This window comes from Streptomyces sp. SAS_272 (genome assembly GCF_052543235.1).
On sequence record NZ_JBMNDR010000112.1, the window covers coordinates 1 to 13,591 of the forward strand.

The 13,591-nt window shown below is 74.6% G+C and carries 15 protein-coding genes; 4 read left to right on the forward strand and 11 right to left on the reverse strand.

The features are described from left to right. Nucleotides 1–66: 66 nt before the first annotated feature. From amaP to ACN6LD_RS37855, 5 genes are read right to left on the reverse strand one after another with little or no spacing between them, the layout of a single operon-like run. Nucleotides 67–645 (reverse strand): alkaline shock response membrane anchor protein AmaP, encoded by a 579-nt coding sequence (gene amaP / locus ACN6LD_RS37835; protein ID WP_415924915.1) that lies wholly within the window; start codon nt 643–645, stop codon nt 67–69. Between the two features lie 5 nt (nt 646–650). Then, nucleotides 651–1,286, reverse strand: coding sequence for a DUF6286 domain-containing protein (locus tag ACN6LD_RS37840; protein WP_319192496.1), 636 nt, complete (start codon nt 1,284–1,286; stop codon nt 651–653). Continuing rightward, a complete protein-coding gene (locus ACN6LD_RS37845; protein WP_319192497.1) occupies nt 1,283–1,702 on the reverse strand; it encodes an Asp23/Gls24 family envelope stress response protein in 420 nt (139 codons plus the stop codon). The genes ACN6LD_RS37840 and ACN6LD_RS37845 overlap by 4 nt, the downstream gene beginning before the upstream one ends. A gap of 5 nt (nt 1,703–1,707) precedes the next feature. Further along, on the reverse strand, nt 1,708–1,893 hold the full coding sequence (locus ACN6LD_RS37850; protein WP_319192499.1) for a hypothetical protein: 186 nt from the start codon (nt 1,891–1,893) through the stop codon (nt 1,708–1,710). Between the two features lie 53 nt (nt 1,894–1,946). Beyond that, complete coding sequence (locus tag ACN6LD_RS37855; RefSeq protein ID WP_319192510.1) at nt 1,947–2,420, reverse strand: Asp23/Gls24 family envelope stress response protein; 474 nt, start codon at nt 2,418–2,420, stop codon at nt 1,947–1,949. A gap of 110 nt (nt 2,421–2,530) precedes the next feature. Here ACN6LD_RS37855 and ACN6LD_RS37860 point away from each other — a divergent pair, with 110 nt between their 5' ends. Next, the gene (locus ACN6LD_RS37860; RefSeq protein ID WP_319192501.1) at nt 2,531–3,490 is read left to right on the forward strand and encodes a hypothetical protein; all 960 of its coding nucleotides are present in this window, start codon (nt 2,531–2,533) and stop codon (nt 3,488–3,490) included. 116 nt (nt 3,491–3,606) lie between these two features. Here the strand turns inward: ACN6LD_RS37860 and ACN6LD_RS37865 are convergent, their stop codons facing one another. The 3 genes from ACN6LD_RS37865 to abc-f all read right to left on the reverse strand — a co-directional run bounded on the left by ACN6LD_RS37865 (nt 3,607) and on the right by abc-f (nt 6,784). Next, nucleotides 3,607–4,410: an enoyl-CoA hydratase/isomerase family protein gene (locus ACN6LD_RS37865; protein WP_057581303.1), complete on the reverse strand. Its 804-nt coding sequence runs from the start codon at nt 4,408–4,410 to the stop codon at nt 3,607–3,609. 151 nt (nt 4,411–4,561) lie between these two features. Continuing rightward, nucleotides 4,562–4,783, reverse strand: coding sequence for a helix-turn-helix domain-containing protein (locus ACN6LD_RS37870; RefSeq protein WP_004002281.1), 222 nt, complete (start codon nt 4,781–4,783; stop codon nt 4,562–4,564). Between the two features lie 402 nt (nt 4,784–5,185). Beyond that, nucleotides 5,186–6,784: a ribosomal protection-like ABC-F family protein gene (abc-f, locus tag ACN6LD_RS37875; protein ID WP_319192504.1), complete on the reverse strand. Its 1,599-nt coding sequence runs from the start codon at nt 6,782–6,784 to the stop codon at nt 5,186–5,188. A gap of 233 nt (nt 6,785–7,017) precedes the next feature. Here abc-f and ACN6LD_RS37880 point away from each other — a divergent pair, with 233 nt between their 5' ends. Next, complete coding sequence (locus ACN6LD_RS37880; protein WP_319192505.1) at nt 7,018–7,431, forward strand: VOC family protein; 414 nt, start codon at nt 7,018–7,020, stop codon at nt 7,429–7,431. A gap of 92 nt (nt 7,432–7,523) precedes the next feature. Here the strand turns inward: ACN6LD_RS37880 and ACN6LD_RS37885 are convergent, their stop codons facing one another. The 3 genes from ACN6LD_RS37885 to ACN6LD_RS37895 form a co-directional block, all read right to left on the reverse strand. After that, nucleotides 7,524–8,957, reverse strand: coding sequence for a hypothetical protein (locus tag ACN6LD_RS37885; RefSeq protein WP_319192507.1), 1,434 nt, complete (start codon nt 8,955–8,957; stop codon nt 7,524–7,526). Nucleotides 8,958–9,863: 906 nt separating this feature from the next. Beyond that, complete coding sequence (locus ACN6LD_RS37890) at nt 9,864–11,018, reverse strand: alpha/beta hydrolase (RefSeq protein ID WP_445045523.1); 1,155 nt, start codon at nt 11,016–11,018, stop codon at nt 9,864–9,866. A gap of 103 nt (nt 11,019–11,121) precedes the next feature. Next, nucleotides 11,122–11,820: a class II aldolase/adducin family protein gene (locus ACN6LD_RS37895; protein ID WP_319192294.1), complete on the reverse strand. Its 699-nt coding sequence runs from the start codon at nt 11,818–11,820 to the stop codon at nt 11,122–11,124. Nucleotides 11,821–11,984: 164 nt separating this feature from the next. On the opposite strand from ACN6LD_RS37895, the gene ACN6LD_RS37900 reads away from it, so the two are divergent. Further along, nucleotides 11,985–13,238: an inorganic phosphate transporter gene (locus ACN6LD_RS37900; RefSeq protein ID WP_319192293.1), complete on the forward strand. Its 1,254-nt coding sequence runs from the start codon at nt 11,985–11,987 to the stop codon at nt 13,236–13,238. A 34-nt stretch (nt 13,239–13,272) separates the two neighbouring features. Continuing rightward, entirely contained in the window at nt 13,273–13,494 is a 222-nt protein-coding gene (locus tag ACN6LD_RS37905) for a hypothetical protein (protein ID WP_057581292.1), read from the forward strand. Nucleotides 13,495–13,591: the final 97 nt, after the last annotated feature.

Sequence of the window (13,591 nt, forward strand, 5' to 3'; positions counted from 1 at the left end):
GCCGCGCGGCCCCGCGCGAGCCGTCGGCGCCGGCGGACGGGCGTGCGCCCGCGCCGCCCGCGTCGGTCAGGTGACCCTCTCCGACTTGTGCTTGGCCGCCGTCAGGCGGACTTCGGCCGGCAGGGCCCGCAGCGCCGCGGAGTCCCGCGCGTGGGCCAGCGCGTGGGCACTGAGGTCGTCCAGGACGGTCACCGGCTCCGCGTGCGGCTCCAGCAGCAGACGCGCACGGGCCTCGGGGGCCTCGCTCCGCCCGGTCAGCCGGACGTGCGCCTGGGCGACGCCTGCCAGCCGGGTCGCCTCACCCGACAGCACCCCTTCCAGGGCGCGACCACGCAGCAGCGCTCCCGCGCCGTCTCCGGTGTCGACGAGGACCTCGGCGAGCCGACGGCGGTGCAGGACCGCGCCCAGCCACCACAGCGCGAGCAGGAGGAGCAGGGCCAGGACGGCGATCACCGTCGGCCACCACCACGCCTCGCCTCGCCAGCGGGTGCGTTCGGCGGCGCTGAGGAGCGCGTCGTGCGGGCCGTCGTGCAGCCACCAAGGCGGCGGGGGCGCGCCGAGCCCCACGGCCAGCACCGCGCCGCCGACGGCGAGCAGCACCAGTCCGACGAGGGCGAGGAGCACACGGTTGACGGTCCCCGGCATCGCCCTCACCCCTTCTTCCCGGCCCGGCGCACATGGACGGAGAGCGCGAGCGGCCGGACCAGCCCCAGGCCTCGGACCGCTTCGGTGAGGACGGACTCCAGGTCGGCGCGGACGTCGTCCAGATCGCGGAAGTGGGAGACGACGGACACGTCGGCCCTGCGACGGCCCGCGCGCGCCCGCGCCGACCGCACGCCGGCGACCTCCATGGCGCGGTCGCGCAGCACCAGGGCGGCGGTGGCACGATGCAGGCCGGCGCGCACATCGGGGCGGGGGCGGCGCATCGCCAGCATCTGCCGGACCCCCGGCGTGACGGCCAGGACGACCAGCCACAGGCCGAGCGCGGCCGCGACCCCGGCGCCGACGAGCACCCAGGTGTCGTCGACGGGGCGCTCGGCGAGCTGGTGGGCGAGGCCGCGCCGCCAGGCCATGGCGGGCCGGTGGACGCGGACGGCGACCACGTCGTAGAGGAACACGCCCGCGGCCGCCGCCAGCAGGACCGCGACGACGCCGGCCGGGACGCGGCGCGCCGACCAGAACCGGTGGTCGGCGCGGCCGCCGTCGACCCGGCCGGACGGGACCTCCGCCGGCGTCTTCTCCAGGACGTGCGCAGTGCCGTTCTGCCGGCCGCCCGGCTCGCTCATCGCAGCCTCCCGTGTGCCGCACCGGGGTCCGGCGCCAGGTGGAGCCGTTCGACCTGGACGGCGACCTCCGGAACCGTCATTCCCGCCAATGCGCCTACCCGCTCGGTGACATGCCGACGCACGGCGCGACAGCGCGCGCCGAGGTCGCTCGGGTAGTCGAGTTCGAGATGGACATGGATGTGCGCGGCGTCGACGGGGCTTCCCCCGCCCGAGCCGGGGTGCGCCGGGCGCACGACGACGGTGGCGTGCGGGCGGCCGACGTCGGGCGGCAGCGGGCCCACCGCCTCCCGCGCGGCCTGGGCGGCGATCTTCGCCACGACCCGGTCGGCGATGCGGGTCGCGCCGCGTCCGCCCGGGGCGACGCCGGAGGCCCGGCGTGCGCCGTACCCGTCACCGCCGTCGCTTCCCCCGCTCACAGGGTTCACCGGCGCCGGTCGTCGCGGGTGCGGAAGAAGTCGCCGAGCTCCAGGTCCCCCTCCAGGAACCTGCCGACGACGAACCCGACGACGCCCAGCGCCGCCACCAGCAGAAAGGCCCCGAACCCGCCGAAGTACCCGGCGAAGCCCAGCGCCATGCCGGCGATCATGCCGACCACGGCCCTGCTCAAGGTGCTCTCCCCTCGGTGGTCCGGTCACCCGGCCGTCTCGCGCCGTCTGCGTCTCACTGGATCCGGGGTTCCGGCTCCTCGTCCTCTTCGTCGGGCAGTTTGACGTCGCTCACCGCGATGTTGACCTCGACGACCTCGAGGCCCGTCATCCGCTCCACCGCCGCGATCACGTTCTCCCGCACGGCCTGGGCGACGTCGGCGATGGCCATGCCGTAGTCGACGACGATCTCGAGGTCGAGCGCCGTCTGCACTTCGCCGACCTCGGCCTTGACGCCCCTGGAGACCGACTTCGAGCCGCCGGGCACCCGGTCGCGCACGGCGCCGAAGGTACGGCTGATGCCGCTGCCCATGGCGTGGACGCCGAGCACGTCGCGGGCCGCGAGGCCGGCGATCTTCTCCACGACACCGTCGGCGATGGTGGTCCGCCCGCGGGTCGCCGGCGCCCCGCCGCCGCGCCGGGCCGCCTTACGGGTCTGCAGCGGTTCGGTCCCGCTGTCGGGGGTCTGCGTACGGATCTGCTGCTCCATCGACTCGCTCATCGCCGTACGTCCTTACGTCCGGTTCGTTTCGTCGTCCCTTCCGACCACCGTAAGCGCGGTTGCCCGACCTCGCTCCGGGGATGCGGCAGGCTGGAGCAATGACGTCGGACGGATGGACGGGCGCGGTGCGGCGCCGGCTGGGCCTCGGCAGACTGCTTCCCCTCGGCGGGCCGCGGGACGGCGCGTGGCTCACCGAGGCGGCGGCGGAGGCGGTGTTGCGCCGGGCGGCGCACAACGTCACGGGTGTACGGCTGGGGGTGCTGCGGCTGGGGCTCGCCGACCCGGACAGGCCGTTCGAGTCCGCCGTGCCGGCTCCGCCGAGTGCGCTGCCGCCGGGGCCCCTGCGGGTGAGCGCGGAGTGCGCGGCGTCGGCGTCCGAGCCGCTGCCGACGACGACCGCGCGGTTGCGCAGCGTCCTGGCGACGACTGCCACGCAGCGGCTCGGACTGGTGGTGTCGGAGGTCGACCTGCGGGTGACGGAGCTGCTCGACACCGCGCCGGAGAGCGAGACGGGCACCTGTACGGGCGCGAGGCCGGACGTCGAGGCGGGCAGGGGCGCGGGCGTGAGGCAGGACGTGGAGTCGGGCGCGAGCGCGAGGCCGGACGTCGTGAGGCCGGACACCGTGAGGCCGGACATCGTGAGGCCGGACGTGGAGTCGGGAACCGCAACGGGCGCCGAGACGGGGACCGCGGGAACCGCAACGGGCGCCGAGACGGGACCGGGACCGGGGGCCGGCCAGCAGCCCGGGCCGGGTGTCGCACCGGCGTCGGCACCGGCTCCGGGCGGCGCCGAGCCGGCGGGCGACGAGGCTCTGGCGGTCGCGGCGGCCCTGGCGGTGCCGGGGGTGACCGGTACGAGCGGCGTCCTCGGGCGGGCGGTCCGGCTCGAGGAGCGCCACGACTCGACGGCGGCTCTGCCGCGCCGCCACGTCCAGCTGGAGATCACCGCGGCCGCGACCCATCGCACGCTGGACGTGGCGCTCGCGGTCCGCACCGCCGTGTCGGCGGCCCTGGCGGACCGTCCGACGGTCACCGTGCTGGTGACGGCGGTCGACTGAGCGCGGGCGACGGGCGCGGGCGGCCGGCGCACGCCCGCCCGCGCCGCCGGCCGGACGGGTCGCACGGGTCGCACGGTGGGTCACGGCGAACGCCGGGCGGCGGCGTCAGCCGGTGGTCACTCCCCCAGGCCGGCCATGTCGCGCAGACGGCGCGCCTGCGCTGCGCGTTCGGCGGCTCGCTGGGCGTCGTAGGTGCGGTCGCCCGCGCCGCGCAGCAGCGCCTTGGTCTCGATGACGGCCTCGCGGGGCGCGGCGAGGATCGCCGTGGCCAGTTCACGGACCGTGGCGTCGAGGTCCTGCACGGGAACGGCGATGTTGGCGAGCCCGGTGCTCACGGCCTCCTCGGCGTGCACGAAGCGGCCGGTGAGGCAGATCTCGACCGCGCGGCCGTAGCCGACGAGGGAGACGAGGGGGTGGGTGCCCGTCAGGTCCGGCACGAGGCCGAGGCTGGTCTCGCGCATGGCGAACTGCACGTCGTCCGCGACGACGCGCAGGTCACAGGCGAGTGCCAGCTGGAAGCCCGCTCCGATGGCGTGTCCCTGGACGGCGGCGATGGACACGACGTCGTTGCGCCGCCACCAGGTGAAGCCCTCCTGGAACCCGGCGATGGCGGCGTCGAGTTCGGCGTCGTCACCGCGTGCGAGATCGATGAAGGACGGCTCGCCCTCGATCCCCTCGGGCGTGAACATCTGCCGGTCGAGCCCCGCGGAGAAGGACTTGCCCTCGCCGCGCAGCACGACCACGCGGACGGAGCCCGGCACCAGCCGCCCGGCCTCTGCGAGCGCCCGCCACATGGCGGGGCTCTGCGCGTTGCGCTTGGCCGGGTTGGCCAGCGTCACCGTGGCGAGCGTGTCGTCGACGGTGAGCCGTACGCCGTCCTTGTCGAGCAGGGGAACGAGTTCCTGGTCGGGCGTGGCCATGGGGCGCCTCCGGTGGGTGCGGTCAGCTAGCGGTCAGCTAAGTGACTGCACAGTAACCACCCGGCCGGTCTCAGGTTCTCCCGGGCCCCTCACAGGACCCGGAAGGACGCCGACCGGGTGACCACCGTCGAAGCCGATGGGCCGCCCCCGGTCAGGACGAGGCAGCCTTCTTGCCTCGAGTCGCCCCGCCACGCCCACGGAGCGTGACGCCCGACTCGCTGAGCATCCGGTGCACGAAGCCATACGAGCGGCCGGTCTCCTCGGCCAGCGCCCGGATGCTCGCACCGGAGTCGTACTTCTTCTTCAGGTCTGCCGCGAGCTTGTCGCGCGCGGCGCCGGTCACCCGGCTGCCCTTCTTCAGAGTCTCGGCCACCCGTGCCTCCTCATGGGAAGTGCGCTCTGGTCTCCTCATGATCACCCCTCAGCGGCCCGATGGCCACCCATTCGGCAAGGTCCGTGCGACAGGCTTTTGACGACGGGAGCGGACGCCCACAAACGGAATCCCTTATTCCAGCCGACGGCGTTCGTACGGCCGAACGGGTTGTTCGGCGAAAGGGCAGGTCAGAGACGCACGACGGCCGACCCCCTGTCGACAAAGGGATCGGCCGCGAAATGGATGTAGGACACACCTCGATACGAGGAGATCTCACACAGATGATGGATCACCGGTAGGCCGAATGATCCAGACGGATGATCCACCACTCCGGATCACGCATCGGCCCGGGTCTCCTCGCGGCGGATCGCCGGACTCCGCGGGACTCCCGCCGGCCGCCGGTCAGGCCAGGGCGACCAGGTCCGCGTAGTCGGCGCCCCACAGGTCCTCGACGCCGTCGGGCAGCAGGATGATCCGCTCGGGCTGCAGCGCCTCCACCGCGCCCTCGTCGTGGGTGACGAGGACGACCGCGCCCTTGTAGGTGCGCAGCGCGCCGAGGATCTCCTCGCGGCTGGCCGGGTCGAGGTTGTTCGTGGGCTCGTCGAGCAGCAGCACGTTGGCGGAGGAGACCACCAGGGTCGCGAGGGCGAGCCGGGTCTTCTCACCGCCGGAGAGGACGCCGGCGGGCTTGTCGACGTCGTCGCCGGAGAACAGGAACGAGCCGAGCGTCTTGCGGACCTCGACCAGGTCCAGGTCGGGGGCGGCGGACCGCATGTTCTCCAGGACCGTGCGCTCCGGGTCGAGCGTCTCGTGCTCCTGTGCGTAGTAGCCGAGCTTGAGACCGTGACCGGCGACGACCTCACCCGTGTCGGGCTGCTCGGCGCCGCCGAGCAGCCGCAGCAGGGTCGTCTTGCCGGCGCCGTTCAGACCGAGGATGACGACGCGCGAGCCCTTGTCGATGGCCAGGTCGACGTCGGTGAAGATCTCCAGCGAGCCGTAGGACTTCGACAGGCCCTCGGCCATCAGGGGCGTCTTGCCGCAGGGGGCGGGCTCGGGGAAGCGGAGCTTGGCGACCTTGTCGGAGGCGCGCACGGCCTCCAGGCCGGAGAGCAGCTTGTCGGCGCGGCGGGCCATGTTCTGCGCGGCGACCGTCTTGGTGGCCTTGGCGCGCATCTTGTCGGCCTGCGAGTGCAGTGCGGCGGCCTTCTTCTCGGCGTTCTGCCGCTCCCGCTTGCGGCGCTTCTCGTCGGACTCGCGCTGCTGCTGGTAGAGCCGCCAGCCCATGTTGTAGACGTCGATCTGGGAGCGGTTGGCGTCCAGGTAGAACACCTTGTTGACGACCGTCTCGACCAGGTCGACGTCGTGGCTGATGACGATGAAGCCGCCGCGGTAGGTCTTGAGGTAGTCGCGCAGCCAGACGATCGAGTCGGCGTCGAGGTGGTTGGTCGGCTCGTCGAGCAGCAGCGTGTCCGCGTCGGAGAAGAGGATGCGGGCGAGCTCCACGCGGCGGCGCTGACCGCCGGAGAGCGTGTGCAGGGGCTGGCCGAGCACCCGGTCGGGCAGGTTGAGCGCGGCGGCGATGGTGGCGGCCTCGGCCTCGGCGGAGTATCCGCCCTTGGTGAGGAACTCCGTCTCCTGGCGCTCGTACTGGCGCATGGCCTTGTCGCGCGTGGCGCCCGAGCCGTTGGCGATCCGCTGCTCGTTCTCGCGCATCTTGCGGATCAGGACGTCGAGGCCGCGCGCGGAGAGGATGCGGTCGCGCGCGAGGACGTCGAGGTCGCCGGTGCGGGGGTCCTGCGGGAGGTAGCCGACCTCTCCGGAGCGGGTGACGGTGCCGCCCGCCGGGATGCCCTCGCCGGCCAGGACCTTGGTCAGCGTGGTCTTGCCGGCGCCGTTGCGCCCGACCAGACCGATGCGGTCGCCCTTGGCCACACGGAAGGAGGCGTTCTCGATGAGGATGCGGGCGCCGGCGCGCAGCTCGATGCCGGAGGCGGAGATCACGGACAGACTCCAGTGCGGGGTCGTTGGCGGGATGGGCGGCTGAGGACGTTCCCGCCGTCTAATGCGCGAGGAGAATGGCCATGGGGGCCATTCTAACGGGATCGTGCAAGCACTTTTTCTGCGTCCAGGTGTTCGATCTTCGTGGGAGGCGTCGTCGCGGGGCGTTGTCGGTGGCGGCTGCCAGACTGGGCGGCGGGCACAGATCCGGCACGGTTCACAAGGGAGTGATCGGCATGGCAGGCACGAACGGCGGGCGCCCGAGCGTCTTCCCGACGGTGTTGTACGCCGACGCGAAGGCCGCGATCCGGCAGCTCACAGAGGCCCTGGGCTTTACCGAACTGTCCGTGTACGAGGGCGAGGACGGCAAGGTCCTGCACGCCGAGCTGGTGCAGGGCAACGGCGCGGTGATGCTCGGCTCGAAGGGCCGCGGCGGCGTCTTCGACACGGCCATGGAGCAAGCGGGCCCGGCCGGCGTCTACGTCGTGGTGGACGACGTGGACGCACACCATCGGCGGGCCGCGGAGCACGGCGCGGAGATCCTGATGCCCCCGACCGACCAGGACTACGGCTCGCGCGACTACATGGCCCGCGACCTCGAGGGCAACATCTGGAGCTTCGGCACGTACGCGCCCGAGACCTCGGGCTGAGCGCCCGTCCGCCGACTCGCGGCAGGGCGCCTCGCAGCCCGCAGCCCGCAGCCTTACGGCCGGCCGGCCGCCCGCGCTCGGTCGCCCCGCGGTCAGCTGCCGCCGGTGTGCACCTGGAAGGCGGCCCGGCGGACCGCCTTGGCCAGCGCCGGATCGGGATGCGCGGCGGCCAGCGCCACCAGCACCTGCACGGTGCGCGGGTGCCCTACGGCCCGCACCTCGGTCAGCAGGGCGGGCACGGTCGGCTGCAGCGCGGACTCCAGGTGACGTACCAGCATGGGCGCCTCCCCGTGGTCGGCGACGGCCGCGGCGGTGTCGACCCACAGCCAGGTGGCCTCCTCCCGGGTGAGCACCTCGTGGGCGTCCTCCGGGTCGACGCCGTCGTGCTCGGCGAGCCACAGGAGGGCGTACGGCCGCAGGGCCGGCTCCTCGACGACGGCGCGGACGTCCGGCTCGGCGGGGGCGCCGACGACGCGCAGCGCCTCGAAGGCGAGTCCGCGCAGCAGGGCGTCGTCGCCGCGGGCGGCGAGGAGCAGTTCGTTGACGGCGCTGCCCACGGTCCGGGCGGCGAGCCAGGCGCGGTACTCGGCGCGGGCCGCGTTCGGCCGGAGCTGGGCGCAGCCGCGGAGCATGCCCTCGGCCGACTGCTCGATGTTGCCGGCGGGGCTCTGCGCGGCGACGCAGATCTGCTCCAGCTTGACCCACACCGCCCAGCTGCCCAGCGGTGTCAGGGTGGCCTGCCCGCCGCCGCAGGTCAGCGCTCCCACCGAGGCGAGGGCATGCAGGGCCCAGTCGAGGAGGGGAGCGAGCTCGGCGTCCTGGGCGGGCTCCGCCGGGTCGGCGTCGACGGGGACCGGGGCGAGCGGGGCCGTGGGTTCGGACCCGGCGCCGTAGGGCACCTCGCAGCGCTCGGTGCGCAGTTCGGTGACGCGCTGGCGCAGCAGGTCCAGAAGCTGCTCCACGGGGACGGGCCCCGCGGACAGCTGGAGGAAGGAGAGCACCTGCGGCATGGCCGAGACGACCTCGGCGACGGCGGCCGGCTCCTGCTCCTCGGGTTCCGGTGAGGCGAGCGACCAGGCGTCGAAAAGGGCGACCCAGCCGCGCAGGACGGCACTGTCGTCACGGTCCCAGGCGCGCAGCCGCCAGCCGGGGCGGGCGCTGTCCCCGTGCACCTCGACCAGTCCGGCGAGGCGGGCGGTGTCCCAGTCGGCGCGGATCCGATCGGTCGTCAGACCCAGATCGGAGGCCGCCCGTTCGGCGGTCGTCTCCGACAGGGTGGCCTTGCCGTCGGCCGTCGCCGCGTCTCGGCCGGGGCCGAGGGCGTTGTCGGCCCAGCGGGCGACACGGGCCGCGGCGGCCAGTCCGGAGCGCGCCATTCTGGCCAGCTCCGCGGGCGCCGGAGTGCCCTCCGGCGGGCGGGGTGCGGGGCGGCGAGGGCGCCGCTCGTTCACAGCTGAGGGGGCGGCGGCCAGGGGTCGCGGGCGGACGAGTCGAAGCCTGGAGTCGCGCGGGATACGGGACGTCACGGGTGCAGTCTTCCGGTTGACGGTCCGAAAACCCAAACGGAATGGCTCGGCGGGCCGCGGGACCGCCCTGCGCACGGGGTGCCGTGAGGGCCGCGGAGTCGTCTTCAGGCCAGTGGTACCGGGTTAAACGGAACGAGCGGTCCCGCTCCGGTCGGAACGCGCCGGGACGGCGTCGGCGCGCCGCCTCGCCGGGGTTTTGCCGCTCACCCGCCACGGACCGGGAGGCACCCCCAGCGCGGGGCGGAGGCGCGGCCGGCAGCGCGCCGAGGGTTCGGGGCGAGGGCGCAGGAGCAGGGGTCGGGCCGGGGGCGCGCAGCAGGGGCGCAGGCCGGGCGGGCGAAGGCCGGGGGCGAAGGCCGGGGGCACGGCGCCAGGGGGCAGGCCGGAGGCGCGGGGGCGAGAAGGCGGGAGGGAGGCGTCGTCCGAAGCGCGCGCCGAGGGCACCGGCCGCCAGGCGCGGAACGGGGGCCGGGCCGCCAGGGCGCGGGACGGAGGCGTCGCCCGAAGCGCGCACCGAGGGCACCGGCCACCAGGCGCGGAACGGGGGCCCGGCCGCCAGGGCGCGGGACGGAGGCGTCGCCCGAAGCGCGCACCGAGGGCACCGGCCACCAGGCGCGGAACGGGGGCCCGGCCGCCAGGGCACGGGACGGAGGCGTCGCCCGAAGCGCGCGCCCAGGGCACCGGCCACCAGGCGCGGAACGGGGGCCCGGCCGCCAGGGCACGGGACGGAGACGTCGCCCGAAGCGCGCGCCCAGGGCAACAGGCCGCCAGGCGCGGAACGGGGCCCCAGCCGCCAGGTCGCGGGACGGAGGCGTCGCCCGAAGCGCGCGCGGGGCACGGGGCGCGGGGAGGGGGCGGGCAGGCAGGGGCGGGCCGGGCTGGCAGGGGGTGTGGGTCGGGGGCGGGTCACATCAGGGGGGTCAGGAAGCGGCGCAGGGTCTCCTCGTAGGCGCGGGGGTCCGGGTTCCACATGGCGCCGTGCGGGGCGTGCGGGACGGTGTGGAGGGCGACCAGGTCGGGGCGGCGGTCGGCAAGTCGGCGGCTGTCGGCCCAGGGGGCGACGGTGTCGTCGGGTCCGTGGAACACCAGGGTCGGGACCCGCAGCCGCGCCGGGCTGCCGTCCGCGCCGCCGGGCCCGCCCGTGCCGCCGGTTCCGGGCGCGCCGCCCGCCATGCCGGTGCGGCCCTCGGCGGCGCGGACGGCGAGCGGCAGCAGGGCGGCGGGCGTGTGCCGGGCGGCGGCGAGGGCGCGCACCGTGGACCGCCAGTCGAGGACCGGGGAGTCCAGCACGAGTCCCGAGACCAGGTCGCGCAGGCCTGAGTCGGCGGCGGCGCGCAGGGCCATGGCGGCGCCCGTGGACCAGCCGAGCAGGACGACGCGCCGGGCGCCGTAGCGCGCGGCGTACCGCATCGCCGCGTCCAGGTCACGCCACTCGGTCGCGCCGAGGTGGTTCAGGCCGTCCGGGGAACGGGGCGCGCCGAGATCGCCGCGGTAGGCGAGGGCGAGCACGGGGAGGCGGGCGCCGTGCAGGAAGCCGATGAGGTTGAGGGCGTGCTCCCGGGTGGTCCCCAGACCGTGCACGGCGATCACCCAGGTGCGCCGGGCTCCGGGGACGAACCAGGCGGGCAGGCTGCCCAGTTCGCCGGGCACGTCGACGTCGGCGTGGTCGAGGCCGAGGGCGCTGCCGGGGTCGCCCACGTACAGGTTCGGGGTGAGCCAGACCGCGTCGCCGGCGTCCAGGGAGCCGTGGGTGACGCGTTCCAGCCGGCGTACGACGGTGTCGGCGGAGCGCGGGGCGTCGGGCAGGACCGGGCCGACGACGGCGTGGGAGCCGTTGCCGGAGAGGCCGTAGGCGCCGGGGCGCAGGGCCGCGAGATCGCGCGTGAGGGTGACCTGCCCGGCGGCCGTGCCGTGCACGGTGAGCCGGGGTTCGGTGGGCAGGGGCCGGCCGGGCGGCGCCTTCAACGCGGCGTCGCTGGCGAACCGCCCGGCGGCGACACCGGCGGCGCCGGCGGCCAGGGCTGCGGTGACGGCGGCGGCCGTCGCTGTGACAGTGCGCACGAGCCCAGTGTCGTGGCCATCCCGCCGACCGGCCAGTGGTGCGGCCGCCTGGGGTGACGCACGCGGGGCCGACAGCCGTCCGCCCGGCCGTCGGCCCCGGCCGTCAGCCCGGCTGTCCGTACCCCCGCAGGCGCTCCCCCACCCGGGCGACCTGTTCCTCCGTCAGGAGTGCGGGCGTGCGGCCGGGCACCGAGGAGGCGGCCAGCCAGAGGCGGCACATCCACTCCAGTTGGGCCGTGCGGTCGTACGCCTGGTCGAGGCCGGCGCCGTGGGTCAGGGTGCCGTGGTTGCGCAGGAGGCAGCCGGACCGCCCCTCGAGGGCCCGGAGCGTGTGCGCGGCCAGCTCCTCGGTGCCGTACGCGGCGTAGGGCGCGACACGGACGGGTCCGCCGAGCGCGCTCGCCATGTAATGGATGAGGGGGAGCTCGTCGACGAGGGTGGAGACGGCCGTGGCGTGCACGGCGTGGGTGTGCACGATCGCCCCGGCGTCGGTGGCCCGGTACACGGCCAGATGCATGGGCAGTTCGCTGGTGGGGACCAGGGCGCCGAGGACCTGTCGGCCGGTGAGGTCGACGCCGGTGACGTCGTCCGGGGCGAGCCGGTCGTAGGGCACGCCCGACGGCGTCACGAGCACGGTGTCGCCGACGCGCACCGAGACGTTCCCCGAGGTGCCGACGACCAGCCCGTCGGCGACCGTGCGGCGGGCGGCCGCCACCAGTTCCGCCCAGGCCGCCGCCTCTTCGGGGGACGCCCGCCGCCCCTGCCGCCGGACGTCCGGTCGCTCGCCTCGATGCTCAGCCATGCCGCGATCCTGCCAGGCGCGCCCGGGGGCCGTCGGCGCCCCTCGCGCGGGCGATATCGCAACCGCGCCATCCGGTCACCGTGACGCCCGCCTCAGTTCATCTTCCGTTCACCCAGGTTGCCTACGGTCAATCAGCCAATGACTTCGAACGATTGCCTGGGTAAATGGAAAACTTCTCGCTGATCCTCGCGATTGTGGTGGTAACCGCACTTGCGTTTGATTTCACGAACGGTTTTCACGACACCGCCAACGCGATGGCCACGACCATCTCGACCGGTGCACTCAAGCCCAAGGTCGCGGTGGCCATGTCCGCCGTGCTGAACCTTGTGGGAGCCTTCCTCTCGGTGGAGGTCGCCAACACGATCTCCAAGGGTCTCGTCGACGAGACCGGCATCCGTCCCGAGGTCATCTTCGCCGCCCTGGTCGGCGCGATCCTCTGGAACCTGCTGACCTGGCTGGTGGGCCTGCCCTCCAGCTCCTCGCACGCCCTGATGGGCGGTCTGATCGGCGCCACCATCGCCTCGGCCGGCACGGGCGCGGTGCACGGTGACGTGCTGGTCACCAAGGTGCTGCTGCCGGCGATCGCCGCGCCGATCGTCGCGGGTCTCGCGGCGATGCTCGCCACCCGCCTCTCCTACACCCTGGGCCGCAAGGCCGACGGCAAGGCCGCGGACAAGGGCTACCGCGCGGGCCAGATCGCCTCGGCCGGCCTGGTCTCCCTCGCCCACGGCACCAACGACGCCCAGAAGACGATGGGCATCATCACCCTCGCGCTGGTCGCCGGCGGCGCCGTGGCCCCCGACTCCGACCCGCCCACCTGGGTCATCCTCTCCGCCGGTCTGGCCATCGCGCTCGGCACCTACCTCGGCGGCTGGCGCATCATCCGCACCATGGGCAAGGGGCTGACCGACCTCCAGCCGCAGCAGGGATTCGCGGCCCAGACCAGTGCCGCGACGGTCATCCTGGCCTCCTCGCACCTCGGCTTCTCCCTCTCCACCACGCATTCGGTCTCCGGTGCGGTGATGGGCGCGGGGCTGGGCCGCAAGGGCGGCGTGGTCCGCTGGTCGACGGCGACCCGCATGTTCGTCGCCTGGGGCCTGACCCTCCCGGCCGCGGCCCTGGTGGGCGCACTCGCCGAGTCGGTCACCGGGCTCGGCGACTGGGGCACGGGCGTGGTCGCCGTCTTCCTGATCGCCTCCAGCGCGGCCATCTGGAAGATCTCCCGTCGCGAGGTCGTCGACGCCTCGAACGTCAACGAGTCCGAGGAGCCTGCCGGTGTGATCACCACGGCCATCGCCATGGTCGCACCGCCGCCCACGGGCATGCCGGCCGAGGACGTCACGACGGACCTGACGGCCACCATCCCGGCGCCGGCCGCGCCGCCCACCCCAGCCGCTCCCCCGGCCGCGGCCGTCTGAGCCCGCGCCACCGGAACGAAGGAAGAGAACCGGCATGAAGATCGACTGGGCAGCCCTGGGCTCCGTGTTCGGCGTCAGCCTCGTGGTCACCGTGGGCCTCGTCGCCCTGTTCACCCTCGGCGTCATGGGCCTGTCGCGCAGGGAACGCGCGACGGCCGAGGGCGGCTCGGCCGCCCTCGCGGTGACGGGCGCGTACGCGTGCTTCGCCGCCTGCGCGGCGGCGGTGGCCTACGGCATCTCGCTGATCGTGGTCTGACACGTCGTCGTCCTAGGGTCGCGGTCCGACGGTCGTCGTCCGAGGGTCGCGGTCCGACGGGTCGTGGACCTTCGCGGGGGGGGGGGGGGGGGGGGGG